The organism is Streptomyces sp. NPDC104307 (genome assembly GCF_055584045.1).
The window spans coordinates 1-18,414 of the sequence record NZ_JBVJMU010000006.1 but is presented as its reverse complement, the minus strand read 5'-3'; the positions used below and the strand labels follow the sequence as shown (position 1 = coordinate 18,414).

Annotated in this window: 13 protein-coding genes and 1 tRNA gene; 12 read left to right on the top strand and 2 right to left on the bottom strand. The window is 70.8% G+C overall.

Features of this window, described 5'->3' with window-relative positions; genetic code table 11:
- The first annotated feature begins 198 nt into the window (after window positions 1-198).
- The 12 genes from ACZ601_RS17350 to ACZ601_RS17295 all read left to right on the top strand — a co-directional run bounded on the left by ACZ601_RS17350 (window position 199) and on the right by ACZ601_RS17295 (window position 17,043).
- Window positions 199-903 (top strand): small secreted protein, encoded by a 705-nt coding sequence (locus ACZ601_RS17350; protein WP_469538562.1) that lies wholly within the window; start codon window positions 199-201, stop codon window positions 901-903.
- Window positions 904-1,047: 144 nt separating this feature from the next.
- A complete protein-coding gene (locus ACZ601_RS17345; protein ID WP_469538559.1) occupies window positions 1,048-2,577 on the top strand; it encodes a DUF7059 domain-containing protein in 1,530 nt (509 codons plus the stop codon).
- Window positions 2,574-3,581 (top strand): helix-turn-helix domain-containing protein, encoded by a 1,008-nt coding sequence (locus tag ACZ601_RS17340; protein ID WP_469538557.1) that lies wholly within the window; start codon window positions 2,574-2,576, stop codon window positions 3,579-3,581. Before ACZ601_RS17345 ends, ACZ601_RS17340 begins: the two co-directional genes overlap by 4 nt.
- 137 nt (window positions 3,582-3,718) lie before the next feature.
- Window positions 3,719-4,828: an ABC transporter ATP-binding protein gene (locus ACZ601_RS17335; RefSeq protein WP_469538554.1), complete on the top strand. Its 1,110-nt coding sequence runs from the start codon at window positions 3,719-3,721 to the stop codon at window positions 4,826-4,828.
- Window positions 4,825-5,631: an ABC transporter permease gene (locus ACZ601_RS17330; protein WP_440574380.1), complete on the top strand. Its 807-nt coding sequence runs from the start codon at window positions 4,825-4,827 to the stop codon at window positions 5,629-5,631. The genes ACZ601_RS17335 and ACZ601_RS17330 overlap by 4 nt, the downstream gene beginning before the upstream one ends.
- 33 nt (window positions 5,632-5,664) lie before the next feature.
- Window positions 5,665-6,504 (top strand): ABC transporter permease, encoded by an 840-nt coding sequence (locus ACZ601_RS17325; RefSeq protein ID WP_469538552.1) that lies wholly within the window; start codon window positions 5,665-5,667, stop codon window positions 6,502-6,504.
- Window positions 6,505-6,685: 181 nt separating this feature from the next.
- Complete coding sequence (locus tag ACZ601_RS17320) at window positions 6,686-6,883, top strand: hypothetical protein (protein WP_311304792.1); 198 nt, start codon at window positions 6,686-6,688, stop codon at window positions 6,881-6,883.
- 394 nt (window positions 6,884-7,277) lie between these two features.
- Window positions 7,278-10,193: a type I DNA topoisomerase gene (gene topA / locus ACZ601_RS17315; RefSeq protein ID WP_469538549.1), complete on the top strand. Its 2,916-nt coding sequence runs from the start codon at window positions 7,278-7,280 to the stop codon at window positions 10,191-10,193.
- 174 nt (window positions 10,194-10,367) lie between these two features.
- Window positions 10,368-13,751: a dTMP kinase gene (tmk, locus tag ACZ601_RS17310; protein ID WP_469538547.1), complete on the top strand. Its 3,384-nt coding sequence runs from the start codon at window positions 10,368-10,370 to the stop codon at window positions 13,749-13,751.
- A gap of 234 nt (window positions 13,752-13,985) precedes the next feature.
- Window positions 13,986-15,191: a DNA polymerase III subunit delta' gene (locus ACZ601_RS17305; RefSeq protein ID WP_469538544.1), complete on the top strand. Its 1,206-nt coding sequence runs from the start codon at window positions 13,986-13,988 to the stop codon at window positions 15,189-15,191.
- A 102-nt stretch (window positions 15,192-15,293) separates the two neighbouring features.
- Complete coding sequence (locus ACZ601_RS17300) at window positions 15,294-16,838, top strand: alpha/beta hydrolase (protein WP_469538541.1); 1,545 nt, start codon at window positions 15,294-15,296, stop codon at window positions 16,836-16,838.
- 131 nt (window positions 16,839-16,969) lie between these two features.
- A tRNA-Thr gene (locus tag ACZ601_RS17295) sits at window positions 16,970-17,043 on the top strand.
- Between the two features lie 580 nt (window positions 17,044-17,623).
- Here ACZ601_RS17295 and ACZ601_RS17290 read toward each other — a convergent pair.
- Both ACZ601_RS17290 and ACZ601_RS17285 read right to left on the bottom strand, forming a co-directional pair.
- Complete coding sequence (locus tag ACZ601_RS17290) at window positions 17,624-17,881, bottom strand: hypothetical protein (RefSeq protein ID WP_440576375.1); 258 nt, start codon at window positions 17,879-17,881, stop codon at window positions 17,624-17,626.
- A 2-nt stretch (window positions 17,882-17,883) separates the two neighbouring features.
- Window positions 17,884-18,414, bottom strand: a 531-nt coding sequence (locus ACZ601_RS17285; protein ID WP_469538538.1) for an RHS repeat-associated core domain-containing protein, incomplete at its 5' end; no start/stop codon positions are given.

The window sequence follows — 18,414 nt, the reverse complement described above, 5'->3', positions numbered from 1 at the left end:
CCACCCGTCCGTCGGCCGACAGGGCCCTTGTTCGATCAGACGTTCCCGTGTGCCGGGGCCGAGCGGGTGAGTTGTATCTCCCTCATTTCGCTTGGTGCAAATGGCTGCAAAAGCTCACCCATCGGACTCCGGGCGCCCAAATGCAGGGCGCTCGACGTGTAAGTTCCGGGGCCGAGAGCCTTGGAAGGGACCAATCCGGTGAACAAGAAGCTTGCGGCCGCGCTGTCCGGCGGTGCGGTACTGGTACTTACGCTGTCGGGCTGCAGCGACGACAGCGACAACAAGGTGAACGACTGGGCCAAGAAGGTCTGTGACCAGGTCCAGCCCCAGCTGCAGAAGATCGCGAACGCCAACGCCTCCATCCAGCAGCAGACCGCCGACAACAGCAAGCCCGCCGACGTCCAGAAGACCGACTCGGCCGCCTTCCAGCAGATCTCCCAGGCCTACAAGGCGCTGGGCTCGGCAGTCGACTCGGCGGGCCCGCCGCCGGTCGACGACGGCGAGACCACGCAGAAGGAAGCCGTGAAGGAGCTCAACGCCTCCTCCGTGGCCTACGCGAATCTGCGGAAGAAGGTCGATGACCTCAACACGAAGGACCAGGCGAAGTTCGCCGACGGCCTCAAGGACATCGCTGACGAGCTGAACAAGATCAGCACCAACGGTGACCAGGCGCTGAAGAAGCTTCAGTCCGGCGAGGTCGGCAGCGCGATGGCCAAGCAGAAGGGCTGCCAGAAGCCGACGGCCCCCGCATCGCCGTCGGCCGGCACCTCGAAGTCGGCTTCGCCCTCGAAGGACTCCAAGGACTCCAAGGACTCCAAGGACTCTGAGGACTCTGAGGACTCGAAGGACTCGAAGGACTCCAAGGAGGCTTCTTCTTCCGCCTCGCCCAGCGAGAAGTCGTAACCGGACGGCTCCCCGGCACGGCTGCCCGCACAACCCGGACGAGCAGCTGTACGACACCCCGGCGGCGGCCGTACGACCGGCCCGTTGGCCCGATGGGCCGACGGGCCGCTGCCGTTGTCAGTGGGAGCCGTCACAATGGGTCACGTGAGTAAGACCAGCCTTCCCGCACCCGACCATGCGACCCGGCTTCGCGAAGCCCTGCTCGCCGCCGCCTTCACCGCCGACGGGCTCCTCGACCTGCTCGGCGCACCCGCCTACGCCGCGCTCGCGCGCAGTGAGACCGTCCCCGCGCTGCGTGCCACCCGGGGCGACGCGCCGCTCGACACGCTCGTGCGGCTCTTCCTCCTCCAGCGCCCGGTCCCCGCCGGGCGGGCGGCGGCCGTGCTGCCGCTGCCGGAATGCGTGGCGGACGGCTGGCTGACCGAGTCGGACGGCGAGGTGCGCGCGACCGTCGACGTACGCCCCTACGGCGGACCGGACGGCCAGGACTGGTTCATCGTCTCCGACCTGGGCTGCGCCGTCGGCGGCGCGGGCGGCATCGGCTCGCACGAGGAGGGCGTCGTCCTCGGGATCGGCGGCGCCTCCACCACTCTCGCCGGCATCACCGTCCGCAGGCCCGTCGCCACCGCCCTCGACATCGGCACGGGCTCCGGCATCCAGGCACTGCACGCCTCGCAGCACGCCACCCGGGTCACCGCCACCGACCTCAACCCGCGCGCGCTCGGCTTCACCCGGCTCACCCTCGCCCTGTCCGGCGCGGCCCCGGCCGATCTGCGCGAGGGCTCCCTCTACGAACCGGTCGCCGGGGAGACGTACGACCTGATCGTCTCCAACCCGCCCTTCGTCATCTCGCCCGGCGCCCGGCTCACCTACCGCGACGGCGGCATGGCGGGCGACGATCTGTGCCGGACCCTGGTGCAGCAGACCGGCGAGCGGCTGAACGACGGCGGGTACGCCCATTTCCTGGCCAACTGGCAGCACACGGAGGACGAGGAGTGGCAGGACCGGCTGCGTTCCTGGGTGCCGCAGGGCTGTGACGCCTGGATCGTGCAGCGCGAGGTCCAGGACGTCACGCAGTACGCGGAGCTGTGGCTGCGCGACAGCGGCGACCACCGCACGGAGCCCGCGGAGTACGCGGCGCGGTACGACGCCTGGCTGGACGAGTTCGAGGCCAGTGGGACCAAGGGTGTCGGCTTCGGCTGGATCACGCTGCGGAAGTCCGCCGCAGCCGCCGCCGGGGATGCGTCGATCGTGGTCGAGGAGTGGCCGCACGCGGTGGAGCAGCCGCTCGGTCCGGCCATCGAGGCGCACTTCGCCCGTCAGGACTACCTGCGGGAGCAGGACGACGCGGCGTTGCTGACCGGCCATTTCACCCTGGCGGCCGAGGTGGTGCAGGAGCAGGTCGGGCTGCCGGGCGCGGAGGACCCCGAGCACGTGGTGCTCCGTCAGAACCGCGGTATGCGGCGCGCGACGAAGGTCGACGCGGTCGGAGCGGGGTTCGCGGGTGTGTGCGACGGATCGCTGCCCGCGGGCCGGATCCTCGACGCCATCGCCCAGCTGATGAACGAGGACCCGGTGCTGCTGCGTGACCGCACCCCGCAGGCCATCCGGCTGCTGGTCGAGGAGGGTTTCCTTGAGCCGGTGCCCCCGGCAGGGCGGACGGCAGCCGGATGATCCGGATCGAGCTGGACGAGCCCTCGCTCGGCGCGACGCGGATCGCGATCAGCCCGCTGTGGGACGCCTTCTGCAGCCTCCATCTCGCGCTGCCGCACCGCGCCCCCTCCCGGCCGTACCAGGAATGGGTGGTGCGTGCCCGGGAGGTGCTGAGGGAGGACGACCGGACGCACGCGCTGCGGCTGCTGACCGACGGTCTGCTGAGTTTTCCGGACTTCCTGCTGCCCCGGCCGGTGGGGGCCACGTCCATCGACGCGGAGCTGGAGACGGTCCGGACGACCCCGGCCGATGTCGTACGGGCCGGGGTCGCCGAGCATTACGCGGGGTTTGAGGACCACCCGCAGATCCGCCCGTACCTGGCTGATCCCGAGGCGGCCTGTGCGGCGCTCGCCGAGGCGTACTCGGCTTACTGGGAAGGCGCGTTGGCGGCGCACTGGCCCACGATGCGCCGGCTCGTCGAGGACGAAGTCCTCATCCGTGCAAGGACCTTCGCCACCGAAGGCGTCGACGCGCTCTTCGCCGGGCTGGAGAGCCGTGCCAGATGGACGCCTCCCGTCCTTGAGCTGACCAAGCACATCGACGCGGAGTACCGGGCGGGCGAACGGCGGCTCCTGCTCGTGCCGGTCGTCTTCGCGGAGGGTTGCCGGCTCTACTCCACCGATGACCCCGAGGTGCTGGCGGTCTCCTTCCAGGCCCGTGGCGCGGCCGCGCTGCGTGAGCCGCGATCGGATCCGGCCGATACCGGTGACCGGCTCGGACTCCTGCTCGGGCGGGGCCGGGCCTCGGTCCTGCGGCAGCTCGGCGGGCCGCTCACCACGGCCGGGATATCCGACCGGCTGGGGCTCGCGCCGAGCACGGTCTCGGAGCACCTGTCGGTGCTCGCGGAGGCGGACGTCGTCACCCGGCACCGGATCGGCCGCAGCGTGTACTACCAGCTCACGGACACCGGCCGGGCCCTGCTCGCGCTGCTGTCCGGGGAGGACGTACTGCGCGCGGTGTCCTGAGCGGGCAGGTCTGTGGGGCGGCGGTTCGGTGGGGCCGGGGGCCGGGGGCCGGGGGCCGGATTCGGCGGGGCCGGGGACGATTCGGCGGCTCCCGAATTGATGGCGGGTGCGGTACGGCCCGTCCTAGCGTGCCCGCCATGCTTGCGATCGAGGCGGAGAACCTACGCCGCACCTACACCAGCCGGACCGGCTTCCTGCGTCCGCGCCGCACCGAGACCCAGGCCGTGCGGGGGGTCACCTTCGACGTGGCACGCGGCGAGCTCTTCGGCCTCCTCGGCCCCAACGGCGCGGGCAAGACGACCACCATCAAGATGCTCAACACCCTGCTGCTGCCCACCTCCGGCACGGCCCGGGTGCTGGGGCACGACGTGGCGTCGGAGCCCGTCGCCGTCCGGCGCAGGATCGGATACGTCTTCGGCGGCGACCGAGGTCTGTACGACCGGCTCTCAGCCCTCGACAATCTGCGCTACTTCGCCGAGCTGTACGCCGTCGAACCGCGCGACCAGAAGCGACGGATCGCTGAACTGCTCGACCTGGTCGGCCTCACCGGCCGCGAGAGGGAACACGTCGAGGGGTACTCGCGTGGGATGCGGCAGCGGCTGCACATCGCACGGGGCCTGTTGCACCGGCCGGACGTCCTGTTCCTCGACGAACCGTCCATCGGCGTCGACCCGGTGGCGGCGAGAGATCTGCGCCGCACCATCGCTGATCTGCGGTCCGGCGGTACGACCGTTCTGCTGACCACGCACTACATGGCCGAGGCCGATGAGCTGTGCGACCGGATCGCGGTCATCGCGGGTGGCACCATCCAGGCGCTCGGCACCCCGGACCGGCTCAAGGCGCGGGTCCAGGAGCGCGGCATCCTGGAGATCGAGGCCCACGGAGCGGGTGACGAACACCTCGACCGCATCCGGCACCTGGCGGGCGTGCTCGGGGTGGCCGCAGAGGACCGGGGCAGCAGGCAGGCCGTCATCGTGCAGACGGAACGCGGAGTGGAACTGCACGCACAGGTGCTCGCGGCGCTCCACGGGGTCCGGGTCGGACGGGTCGTCACACGTGAACCCTCCCTGGAGGACGCCTACATCGCGATCGTCGAGGAGGCGGAAGCGGAGGCGGCGGGAACGGAGGCAGGAGCGACGACAGGAGCGGAGGCGGAACCGGAACCGGAGAGGGGAACGAAGACAGGAGCGGAGACGGAAGCCGAGACGGAAGCCGAGACGGAGACGGCAAAGGAGGCGACGGCATGAGCCGCCGTGGCACGACTCCCGCCAGGGCCCTGCGCCTGATCGCCGTCGGAGTGCGCACGCACGTCTCGTACATGAGCCGCTCACCGATCGAGATCACCTTCGCCGTACTCGTACCCCTGGTGTACGCGACCCTCGCCGTCTACCTCTTCCGCGCGTCCGACGACCCCGACCGGCTGCTCACGGCGGCCGTCGGGGCGGGCCTCATGGGCATCTGGTCCTCGGTGCTCTTCGGGTCGGGCGGAGCCGTGCAGAACCAGCGCTGGCTCGGCACGCTGGAGACCCTGGTCGCCTCGCCCACACCGCTCTCCCTCGTCCTGCTGCCGATCACCCTGGCCACCGCGGTCATCGGCACGTATGCCATGGGGGCGACGGTGATCTGGGGCGCGGTGCTGTTCGACGTGCCGCTCGACTTCGGTCATCCGCTGCTCTTCCTGATCGCCGTACCCGTGTGCGTCATGTCGCTCGGGATGATGGGGCTGCTGCTCGCCGCCACGTTCGTGCTGCTGCGCAACGCCAACGCACTCGCCAACCCGCTGGACGCGCCCGTGTGGATGCTGTCCGGGATGCTCGTGCCCGTCACCGTGCTGCCGGAATGGACCCGTCCCGTTTCCTGGGCGCTGCCCACCACATGGGGTTCGCGGGCGGTCCACGCAGCGACCTCGGGAGGCACAGGGGCCGGTGAGGTGCTGGTCCCGATGGCGGCGGCGCTCGCCCTCGGCGCGCTGTACGCGCTGGTCGCCGTCCTGGTCCTGGGCCGCGTCGAACAGCGCGCGCGGGCCGCCGCCACCCTCTCCCTGACCTGAGCACCTGAGCACCTGAACCAGGAGTTGTCCCGTATGCCTGTCAACACACCGGATCCGGCCGTCACGAAGCGAAGCCACGCAGGCGGGACGGCCACCGCCGCTCTGCGGCTCGTCGTGACCGGGGGCGCCCTGTCCTACCGGGCGCTCTTCAACTGGACGACGCCCCCGATGTTCATCGGCACCCTGCTGGTCGGCCCGCTGCTGCAACTGCTCTTCTTCGTCTTCCTGGGACGCCAGCTCCAGGTCGCCGACGACCGCTTCTACCTCCTCGGCAACGCCGTCGTCGCCTCCTCCACCGCCTGCGTTTACGGCGGCACGATGGCCATCGCCAACGAACGCCGTTACGGGACGCTCGGCGCGGTACTGCTCAGCCCCCGGCACCGGGCTCCGCTCTGGTTCGGCCGCGCGCTGCCCTACGTACTGAACGGCCTTCTCATCAGCGCCTTCACGCTCACCGCTGCCTGCCTGCTGCTCGGTCTGCGGATTCCGGTTGGCGCCCTTCCCGGGCTGGCCGCCGTTCTGCTCGCCGCCGCGGCGGGATGCTCCGCCTTCGGCCTCGCGCTCGGGGCGCTGGGGCTGCGCTTCCGCGATGTCTTCCTGATCTCGAACGTGGCGAGTTCCGCGCTCCTGCTGCTGACCGGTGCGAACGTGCCCCGGGAGGATCTTCCGGAGTGGATGCGTGCCGTCGGAGCCGTACTGCCACTGACCCACGCGGCCGGAGCGGCACGTGAGTTGTCCGCAGGCGCCGGCCTGGACGTCCGGGCCCTCGCTGCCGAACTCGGGACGGGCGCCGGGTACGCGCTGCTCGCCGTCGTGCTGCTGGCGGTGTTCGAACGTGGGAGCAGGCGACGGGCGACCCTCGATGTGATGTGAGCGCAGCGTCATGTGAGTACGGCCCGGTCCCGCTGTTCACCCGGGGTTCGCGTCGTCGACGCCCCGTGGTGCGAGCCTCCCCCGGAACGGCGCGAAACGAAGCCGTACGGCGCGGTACGACCGAGGGCACTCCCGCCCCGGTCCGCTCCGGTCCGCGCCGGGGACAGAGAGGCGTACGGGTATGGAGAGCGGACCTGCGGTCTTCGCCGGAACGGCATTCGCACTGTTCGGTGCCGCGCTGCTGCTGTGGACGGGGGCGCGCGTACTGCATCGCGCGCCGGTGGCGTACCGGGTGAGCCCCGTTGCCTCGACCGTACTCGCCACTGTGTTCGGCGTAGTTTTCCTCGTCCTCGGGGTGTGGTGCTTCACACGCGTCTGAGCACGCGCCCGAACGCATATCTGAACGCGTATCTGAACACGCGTCCGAACCCGTCGCGAGCCACTCGCCGACCGGAGCAGGCCCGGAGCAGGGCCGGAGCAGGCCCGCAACCGGCCCGGAACACGCCCGGACTGTGCGCACCCCGCCGCCGGCACTCGCGGTGCGGCCACAGCGCCGCCGAAACCCGCAGGCAGCGGCCCCGCGCACGGCGGACTGAGCGGGCCGGGCGGCAGGAAAGGCGGAAGTCGGGTTACCGTTCGAGTGGCCGTTGCGGGCTTTTGCCGTTTGACACGGGGGCGGGTTGTACCGTCACACTCCGCAGCGACAGCACTGTCGGCAGCGCGATCGCGCTGCCCTGATGCCCACCGAGCGTCGACCGGAGAGAAGAGCGAAGTTGTCCCCGACCAGCGAGACCGCACAGGGCGGCCGCCGACTCGTCATCGTCGAGTCGCCTGCCAAGGCGAAGACGATCAAGGGCTATCTCGGCCCCGGATACGTCGTCGAGGCGAGCGTCGGGCACATCCGCGACCTCCCGAACGGCGCGGCGGAGGTGCCGGACGAGTACACCGGCGAGGTGCGCCGGCTCGGCGTGGACGTCGAGAACGACTTCCAGCCCATCTACGTCGTCAATGCCGATAAAAAGGCCCAGGTCAGGAAGCTCAAGCAGCTCCTGGCCGAGTCGGACGAACTCTTCCTCGCCACCGATGAGGACCGCGAGGGCGAAGCCATCGCGTGGCACCTGCAGGAAGTCCTCAAGCCCAAGGTCCCGGTCCACCGGATGGTCTTCCACGAGATCACCAAGGACGCGATCCGGGCGGCCGTGGCCAACCCGCGCGAGCTGAACCAGCGCATGGTCGACGCGCAGGAGACCCGCCGCATCCTCGACCGCCTCTACGGCTACGAGGTCTCGCCGGTCCTGTGGAAGAAGGTCATGCCGCGCCTGTCGGCGGGCCGTGTCCAGTCCGTCGCCACCCGCCTCGTCGTCGAGCGGGAGCGCGAGCGCATCGCCTTCCGCTCCGCCGAGTACTGGGACCTGACCGGCACGTTCGCCACCGGCCGGACCGGTGACGCCTCCGACCCCTCGACGCTCACCGCCCGCCTCAGCGCGGTCGACGGGCGCCGCATCGCCCAGGGCCGCGACTTCGGTCCGGACGGTCAGCTGAAGGCCGCCTCCGGTCAGACGCTGCACCTGGACGAGACGAATGCCCGCGCCCTGGCCGCCGCGCTCGCCGACTCCTCGTTCGCCGTGCGGTCCGTCGAGTCGAAGCCGTACCGCCGTTCCCCGTACGCCCCCTTCCGTACGACGACCCTCCAGCAGGAGGCGAGCCGCAAGCTGGGCTTCGGGGCCAAGGCCACCATGCAGGTCGCGCAGAAGCTGTACGAGAACGGCTTCATCACCTATATGCGTACCGACTCCACGACCCTCTCGGACACCGCGATCTCCGCGGCCCGTGCCCAGGTCACGCAGCTCTACGGTGCCAATTACCTGCCGGACAAGCCGCGCACGTACGCCGGGAAGGTCAAGAACGCGCAGGAGGCGCACGAGGCGATCCGCCCCTCCGGCGACCGCTTCCGCACCCCTGCCGAGACGGGCCTCACCGGCGACCAGTTCCGGCTCTACGAGCTGATCTGGAAGCGGACCGTCGCCTCCCAGATGAAGGACGCGGTCGGCAACTCCGTCACCGTCAAGATCGGTGGCCGGGCGAGCGACGGCCGGGACGCCGAGTTCTCCGCGTCCGGCAAGACGATCACTTTCCACGGCTTCATGAAGGCGTACGTCGAAGGCGCCGACGACCCGAACGCCGAGCTGGACGACCGCGAGCGCCGGCTGCCGCAGGTCGCCGAGGGCGACGCGCTGTCGGCCGACGAGGTCACCGTCGACGGCCACGCGACGAAGCCGCCGGCCCGGTACACCGAGGCCTCGCTGGTCAAGGAGCTGGAAGAGCGCGAGATCGGCCGCCCGTCGACGTACGCCTCGATCATCGGCACGATCCTCGACCGCGGGTACGTGTTCAAGAAGGGCACGGCGCTCGTCCCGTCCTTCCTGTCGTTCGCCGTGGTCAACCTGCTGGAGAAGCACTTCGGCCGGCTCGTTGACTACGACTTCACCGCCCGCATGGAGGACGACCTCGACCGCATCGCCCGCGGTGAGGCCCAGTCCGTGCCGTGGCTGAAGCGGTTCTACTTCGGGACGACGGACGGCGACGACACGGCCGGAGCCGGAAAGGCCTCCGACGCGGGCAACGGCGACGGCGACCACCTCGGTGGGCTCAAGGAGCTCGTCACCGACCTCGGCGCGATCGACGCCCGGGAGATCTCCTCGTTCCCCGTCGGCAACGACATCAAGCTCCGGGTCGGCCGCTACGGTCCCTACATCGAGCGCGGCGAGAAGGACTCCGAGGGCCACCAGCGCGCGGACGTCCCCGAGGACCTGGCGCCCGACGAGCTGTCCGTCGAGTACGCGGAGGAGCTGCTGGCCAAGCCGAGCGGTGACTTCGAGCTCGGCGCCGACCCGGTCAGCGGGAACCAGATCATCGCCAAGGACGGGCGCTACGGCCCGTACGTCACCGAGGTGCTGCCCGAGGGCACGCCGAAGACCGGCAAGAACGCGGTGAAGCCGCGGACGGCTTCGCTCTTCAAGTCGATGTCGCTGGACACGGTGACGCTGGCCGACGCGCTGAAGCTGATGTCGCTGCCGCGCGTCGTCGGTGAGGACGCCGAGGGCGTCGAGATCACCGCGCAGAACGGCCGCTACGGCCCGTACCTCAAGAAGGGCACGGACTCGCGGTCGCTGACCTCCGAGGACCAGCTCTTCGACATCACCCTCGAAGAGGCCCTGGCGATCTACGCCCAGCCCAAGCAGCGCGGCCGGGCCGCGGCCAAGCCGCCGCTGAAGGAGCTGGGCACGGACCCGGTGAGCGGTGCTCCGGTCGTCGTGAAGGACGGGCGTTTCGGCGCGTACGTCACCGACGGCGAGACGAACGCGACGCTGCGGTCCGACGACAGCGTCGAGGAGATCACGCCGGAGCGCGGCTACGAGCTGCTCGCGGAGAAGCGGGCCAAGGGGCCGGCCAAGAAGAAGACGGCGAAGAAGGCCCCGGCCAAGAAGGCGACCGCGAAGAAGGCGCCGGCGAAGAAGGCGACCGCGGCGAAGAAGACTACGGCCAAGAAGACGGCTTCGACCGCGGCGAAGAAGACGACGACTGCGAAGACGACGACTGCGAAGACGACGACTGCGAAGACGACGTCTGCGGCGGCGAAGAAGTCTGCGTCTGCGTCTGCGTCTGCCTCGGCGTCGTCGGAGGAGTGACCTCGCGGAGTTTCTGAACGCCGGGTGGGCTGGAGATGTTTCTCCAGCGCACCCGGCGTTTGTGCTGTTGGGGGTGGAGGCGGGGGCGCCTGCGGCGGGCTGGGGTGGGTGTCCTGTGGTCGTATGTTCGGACGCGGCCCCCGGGCACCGGTTCGCTCCCGATAGGCTGGGCGGATGACGCGAGCCGAGCAGCCAACGGTCGTGAGCCCCACCTCCGACACACTTGCCGCAGACTCACGCGAGCGCGCCGTACGAGCCCTGTTGCGCATTCCCCCGCTCAAGCGGTTGTGGAGCGCCCAGCTCGTCGGTGGTATCGGCGATGCACTCGCCCTTCTCGTGCTGGTGCTGCTGTCGCTGCAAGCGGCGGTCCTTGAGGGCTCATTCGGAGCCGGATACCGCGGGGCGGCCTTTGCCGTCGCCGCCGTGTTCGGTGCCCGGATTATTTCCACCTTGCTCTTCGGAGCCGTACTTCTGGGGCCGTTGACGACCCTGACGGCGCCGGGCGGGCCGATCGACCGGCGGTGGCTGATGATCGGGGCGGACGGGCTGCGGCTCGCGCTGCTGGTCGTCGCACCGCTGTGGATCGACTGGACGCCCGACCGGGCGCTCATGATGATCCTGATCACCGTTTTCGTCACCGGCGTAGGCGAACGCCTGTGGCGCATCGCCAAGGAGAGCGCCGCTCCCGCGCTGCTGCCCGCCCCGCCCATCGAGGGCGCCGCCGTGCGCCCGCTGCCCGACCACCTCGAACCGATGCGCCGGCTCTTCCTGCGCACCGACTTCGCCGCCGTCCCCGCCGCCGCGGCCGTGCTGCTGGTGGCCACGCTGATCGGGAACCTGCTGGGCTCGGGCCTGGACTGGTTCTCCTTCCACCAGGCGGCCCTCGGCTCGTACGTCGCGGCCGGGCTGTTCTCCGCCTCCATCTCCATCGTGTACTTCCTGGAACTGCCCGGTACGCCCACGCCCCGGCCGCGCTCCCCGCTCGAAGGGCTGCGCCGGCCGTCCGCAGGGCAGGGACCGGACAAGGGTCGCACCGGCGCGATGCCGCTGATCGTCGGGACCTGCGCCGCCGTCGCCGGAGCCATCGCGGCAGCGGGCGCTGTCGCCGTACTGCACGCCACCGACCTGGGCGGCGGCCCCGCCACCCTCGCGCTGCTGGTCCTCGCCCTCACCGGCGGTACGGGCGCCGGTATCCGCACGGCCGGCAAGGTGCTGCCGATGCTGTCGCGGCGGCGGCTGCTGTCGCTGGCCACCGCCGTGACCGGCGTCGCGCTGCTGGTCATGGGCCTGGTCCCGGACACCGCGACCGTCATCCTGATCGCCGTGCTCGCCGGATACGCGGCGGGCGTCGCCGCGAACACCGGCCATGTCCTCGTCGACCAGGAGACCGAGGAATCCCGCCGGGTCCGGACCACCGAACACCTCCAGGCCGTCGTCCGGGTCCTGATCGCGCTCGGCGCGCTCTGCGGTCCGCTGGTCGCCGCCGCCATCGGCACGCACCGGCTGACAGCCGGGGACTTCGTCTTCGCGCACGGCGGCGCCGCGTTCACCCTGATGCTGATCGGTGCCCTGCTGCTGCCGGTCGCCGCGGTTGTGCTCGCCAAGACGGACGACCGTTCCGGAGTGCCGCTCCGCCGCGATCTGCGTGAGGCGCTGCGCGGCGGCGAACCGGCCGTCGCACCCGCCGCGACCGGGTTCTTCCTCGCCCTGGAGGGCGGCGACGGCGCCGGAAAGTCCACCCAGGTCGAGGCGCTCGCCGAGTGGATCCGGGCCAAGGGCCACGAGGTCGTCGTCACCCGGGAGCCCGGCGCCACCCCCGTCGGCAAGCGGCTGCGGTCGATCCTGCTCGACGTGTCCTCGGCCGGGCTCTCCAACCGCGCGGAGGCCCTGCTCTACGCCGCCGACCGCGCCGAGCACATCGACTCGGTCGTGCGCCCGGCCCTTGAGCGCGGCGCGATCGTCATCTCCGACCGCTACATCGACTCGTCGGTCGCCTACCAGGGCGCGGGCCGCGACCTCGCGCCGACCGAGATCGCCCGGATCTCCCGGTGGGCGACGAGCGGGCTCGTACCGCATCTGACGGTGCTCCTGGACGTCGACCCGGAGACCGCGCGGGAACGGTTCACCGAGGCTCCCGACCGGCTGGAGTCCGAGCCGCCCGAGTTCCACGCCCGCGTGCGCTCCGGCTTCCTGACGCTGGCCGCGGCCGACCCGACGCGCTACCTGGTGGTGGACGCCGGCCAGGGCCCGGAGTCGATCACCACCGTCGTACGGCACCGGCTCGACCAGCTCCTTCCGCTCTCCGAGGCCGAGATCAAGGCTCTGGAGGAAGCGCGCAAGGCTGCCGAGGAGGAGGCCAGGCGCCTCGCCGAGGAAGAGGCCGCGCGCAAGGCGGAGGAAGAGCGCCTGGAGCGTGAGCGGCAGGAGCAGCTCGCCCGGCTCCGCGCCGAAGAGGAGGAGCGCAAGCGGCAGGAGCTGGAGGAAGCCCGCCGCCGCGAGGCGGAGCGCCAGGCCGAGGAGGCCCGGCAGCGCGCCGAGGAGGCCCGCCGGGTCGCGGAGGAGGAGCGCAAGCGGCAGGAGGCCGAGGAAGCGGCCCGCGAGGTCGAGCAGGCGCGACTGCGCCGGCAGGCCGAGGAGGAGGCGCGGCTGCGCAAGGAGGCGGAGGCGCTGCGCCTTGAGAAGCAGCGCAAGGCCGAGGAGTCGCTGCTGAGGGCCGAGGCGGCACGCCGTCAGGCCGAGGCCGAGGCTGCCGCCGCGGCCGAGACCGCGCGTGCGGAGGCCGCCGCGGCGGAGGCGGAAGCCGCGGAGGCGGCTGCCCAGGCGGACGCGGCCGCGCGGGAGCGCCGGGAGTCGCAGGAGCGCCGGGAGGCCCAGGAGGGTTGGCAGTCCCAGGAGTCCCAGCAGTCTCGGTCGTCCGGGTCGTCCGGGTCGTCCGGGTCGTCCGGGTCGTCCGGGTCGTCCGGGTCGTCCGTTCCGGACAATGAGCTGACGGTGCCGACTCCGATCGTCAACCCGAACGAGATCACCCAGCCGGTCCCGTCCCCGGTGGATCCGTCCTCCGGATCCACCCGTTCCGCCTCCCGGTCCTCTTCCCGGTCCTCGTCCGACACTTGGCCCGCCGACGAGGCCGAGACGACGATGATCCCGAAGTTCACCGACCCGGACGAGCGCTCCGACGGCCGGGACGCGGCAGGCGCGACGGACGACACGGCGGTCCTTCCGCCGGTACGGGACACCGGCCGCAGGTCCGCGAGGGACGCCGATCCGGCCGACCGGGTACCGCGCGGCATCTTCCGGGACGAGCACCCGGGGGACTCCGTACCGGAGCGCGAGAACGAGCGCACCCGCGAGCTCCCGCAGATCACCGACCCGAACGCACCCCAGCAGCCGGCCCCGGACCAGCAGGAGCGCTCCGGCCGGGCGTCCCGGCGGCCCCGCCCCGACTGGGCGGAGGAGACCCCGCTGGACGATCTGCCGACGCTGGCGGACGAACTGCTCGGCGACCACGACGACGAGGGCCCCGACTCCCGGGGCCGTGGACGGCGCCCGCGCCGCTGATTCGATACCTGATCAGGTACCGGATCCGGTACCGATCCGCCGGTACGTGATCACCTACGCACGGGAGCCCCGGATGACCGGGGCTTCCGTGCTTCCGGGGATCCCCCGTCCCGGGCGGGTGCCGGGATTGTCAGACCCGTCCCTCACAATGGGAAGCCGGATCGACGCCTGACGCACACCGCGTCCGGCCGCTGATCAGCGAGAGCCACGACCACCACCGGAAGGGCGGGACCCATGTCCGTATGGGACGACCTGGTCGGCCAGGACCGGGTGCAGGAGCAGCTCGGCGCCGCCGCCCGGGACGCCGACGTGCTGGTCTCCGCCATCTCGGCCGGAGAACCGGTGCCGCCCAGCTCGAAGATGACCCACGCGTGGCTGTTCACCGGACCGCCCGGCTCCGGGCGGTCCACCGCCGCCAGGGCCTTCGCGGCGGCTCTGCAGTGCACCAGTCCGGACCGCGCGCTGGGCGGGGCGCCGGGCTGTGGTTTCTGCGACGGCTGTCACACCAGCCTCATCGGTACGCACGCCGATGTCGACGTGATCCGTACCGACCTGCTCTCCATCGGCGTGAAGGAGACCCGGGAGCTGGTCCGCCGTGCCCAGCTCTCGCCGGCCGTCGGGCGCTGGCAGGTCATCGTCATGGAGGACGCCGACCGCCTCACGGAAGGCGCGGGCAACGTACTGCTGAAGGCGATCGAAGAGCCCGCGCCGCGCACCGTGTGGCTGCTCTGCGCACCCTCGCTCGAAGACGTACTGCCCACGATCCGGTCCCGCTGCCGCCACCTCAACCTGCGCACCCCGTCGGTCGACGCGGTCGCCGATGTCCTGATCCGGCGGGACGGCATCGACCCGGAGCGGGCCGCGTCCGCCGCCCGTGCCACTCAGGGTCACATCGGCAGGGCCCGCCGCCTCGCCACGGACGAGCGGGCGCGGTCCCGCCGCGCGGCGGTCCTCAAGCTGCCGCTGCGCGTCGAGGACATCGGCGGCTGCCTCAAGGCCGCGCAGGAGCTGATCGACACCGCCACCGACGACGCGAAGCAGGTCGCGGAAGATGTGGACGTCAAGGAGACGGAGGACATGAAGGCCGCGCTCGGCGCGGCCGCCGGAGGCCGGATGCCGCGCGGCACCGCCGGGGTGATGAAGGACCTGGAGGACAAGCAGAAGCGCCGCAGGACCCGTACGCAGCGCGACAGCCTCGATCTGGCGCTCACCGAGCTGACCGGCTTCTACCGCGATGTGCTCGCCCTCCAGCTGGGCTCGCGGATCGCCATCGCCAATGCCGACGCGCAGGACTCCCTCGACCGCGTCGTCCGCTCGTCCACGCCCGAGCGGACCCTGCGCCGGATCGAGGCGGTGACCGCCTGCCGCCGGGCGCTGGACCGCAACGTGGCCCCGCTGCTCGCGGTGGAGGCCATGACGATGGCGCTGCGGTCGGGCTGACCCCTACGGCCCGGCGGGGCTGACCTGGAAGTCGAGGCACGCCGAATCACCCGTATGAGGTGGGAATCGGGCGAGTCGTCACCCGGCGGCTACGCTCCGGATATGGACACCAGGCGCCCGCTCCGCACCCTCGCCATCGCGCTCGGCACTGCCGGCCTCCTCATCTCCGGCTGCAGCAGCGGAAGTTCGACGACGGACGCCTCGTCATCCACACCTGCGGCCACCGCCTCCCCCGTCCCGGCGGCGCTGAAGACGTACTACGCACAGCACCTGAGCTGGCGGGACTGCGGTGTCACCGGATTCCAGTGCACGACCATGAAGGCGCCGCTCGACTACGCGAAGCCGGACGCCGGTGAGATCAAGCTGGCGGTCTCCCGCAAGAAGGCCACCGGCCCCGGCAAGCGGATCGGCTCGCTGCTGGTGAATCCGGGCGGGCCCGGCGGTTCGGCCATCGAGTACCTCCAGGGCTACGCGGCGGTCGGCTACCCCGCCCAGGTGCGGGCCCGGTACGACATGGTGGCCATCGACCCCCGCGGGGTGGCGCGCAGCGAACCCGTCACCTGCCTCACCGGTCCGCAGATGGACGCCTACACGCAGGTCGACCAGACGCCGGACGACGCCGGGGAGGTCACCGCGCTGAGCGGTGCGTTCAAGAAATTCGCCACGGGCTGCGAGAAGCGCTCGGCGGAGATCCTGCCGCACGTCTCCACCGTGGAGACGGCGCGTGACATGGACGTCCTGCGGGCGCTGCTCGGCGACGACCGGCTGAACTACGTCGGGGCCTCGTACGGCACCTTCCTGGGCGCGACGTACGCCGAACTCTTCCCGGCACGGGCGGGCAGGCTCGTCCTCGACGGTGCGATGGACCCATCGCTCCCCTCGGCCGAGATGAACCGCGACCAGACCGCGGGGTTCGAGACGGCGTTCCAGTCCTTCGCCGGTGACTGCGTGAAGAAGTCGGGCTGCCCGCTCGGCACCACGTCCGCCTCCGACGCGGCGGACAGGCTGGAGCAGCTGTTCGCCCGCCTCGATGCCAAGCCGATCGCCACGGGTGACTCCCGCAAGCTCGGGGAGTCCCTGGCCACCACGGGGGTCATCGCCGCCATGTACGACGAGGCGGCCTGGCCCCAGCTGCGTGACGCGCTCACGGCCGCCAAGAAGGGCGACGGCTCCGGCCTGCTCTCGCTGGCGGACAGCTACTACGAGCGCGAGCCCAACGGCAGGTACGCGAACCTGATGTACGCCAACGCGGCCGTGAACTGCATCGACCTCCCGCCCGCCTTCACCACCTCCGCAGCGGTCACCAAGTCGCTCCCCACCTTCGAGAAGGCCTCCCCGGTCTTCGGCAAGGGCTTCGCCTGGGCCTCCCTGAACTGCGCCTACTGGCCGGTCCGCGCCACCGGCACCCCGCACCGCATCAAGGCCGAGGGCGCGGCCCCGATCGTGGTGGTCGGCACCACCCGGGACCCGGCGACCCCGTACAAATGGGCCAAGTCCCTGGCCGGCCAGCTCAGCTCCGGGACCCTCCTCACCTACCAGGGCGACGGCCACACGGCGTACGGCCGCGGCAGCGACTGCATCGACACGGCGATCAACACCTACCTCCTGGAGGGCACCCCGCCGAGCGACGGCAAGACCTGCTCCTGACCCCACCCGCCATCCCGCCCACCACACCGCTGACCTGCGCCTACGCCCCGACGCCAGGGCGGTACGGAGCACCCTCGGAAACTGTGTAGACTTGGGCCCGCTGCTGATCGCACCATGGTGTGACAGCGCGTGCCGCCTTAGCTCAGTTGGCCAGAGCAACGCACTCGTAATGCGTAGGTCTCGGGTTCGAATCCCGAAGGCGGCTCGGATCAGCCCCAGGACTCACTCGCCGTGACCTGGGGCTTTTTCATGTCCATTCCGCGAGTGAAGGGGCTCTATCCGACCCAGATCCGCCGGACAGGCCCTAGTGCGGGGCGTCAGAGAAGGGGTGGGCGGTCTCTCCCCAAGTGAACGCGAAATGGTTTCGTGCAGCTTCATACGTGACGGCAGCACCTGAACTCTCGATATCGAACTAAGGGCGGGTGCGTTGATGGAGACTCCGAAGGCCAACCAGGCGGCGTCTTTCCAGTGCAGTCCGGATGCGGGGAGGCCGAGCCAGACCTTCTTGTGGATCTGCATGCTGTTTGGTGGGATCCCGTATTCGGGCGCAGCGCTTTCTGCCCACAGGTTCGCTGCGAGTCCGCCCGTGCCCGCCGCGCCTCGATAACGGAGCTTGAATACTTGGGTCCCCATGCCCTTCATTCTCCGAAATCGAGACCGGTCCTTTGATGCTTCTGGTGTGATGAATTCCAGCGCGTTGCCGGTGAAGCGCTCAGGTAATTGCGGTGCAGCGGCCGGCCCTTGTAAGCGACCCTGTGCCGGGAATGGGCAGGGTCGCGGCGGTCTCACATGCCGGTGCCCCGCAGGCGACGGGCGATGTCGATGTCCCGTTGCAGCGCGCTGAACCGGGGCTCCTCCCGGCTCGCGTCGAGCACGACGACGTGCAGCCGGTCCCCGGGCCTGGGGGGCGCGCAGTTCTCGTCCCACCAGGAGGGGTGTTTCAGCTGGTCGATGAATCCGGTCTCGCCGTCGACCTCCACCCGCGAGCCCACCGGAGCGACCGCGGTCACGGTCACATCGAGTTCCTGATGATCCTGGAACATGATCAGGGTCCTCCGAATATCGAAATCCAACTACGTCTCTGTGTGAGCTCGGTGAACCGGTCCAGCTTCTCCACGGGAATCTCGAACTCCAGGCGCACTGCCCCATTGGGGCCGTTTCGGTCGATGACCTTCGCGTGCTCGCCGAACTCTTCCAGGAACGATGGGTGCATCTCGTACTTCACCATTCCCTTGGCGAAGTTGATGCCCGTCGGCCCAGCGTACTCGGCCGCGACGGACCGTTCGCCGAAGTAGATCTTCCCGTCGGAGATGATGCCTCCGCCGATGTCCACGCCCGGCTGGTGGTTGGCCGGATTCGGGCCGTGGTCGAGCTCGTACTGCGCGTGCGCGCCCTTGGGGGTCCGATAGATCGGGATGTAGTCCGGGGCCAGTCCCAGGCGGTCCGTCCAGCGGAGCGGGTTGTCCACGTACGTGACGGGGTTGGGGGCCGGGGCGAGGCCGAGGGGGTCGGGGGAGGCGTAGCGGCCGGTTTCGGGGTCGTAGTGGCGGAAGAGGTTGTAGTGGAGGCCGGTTTC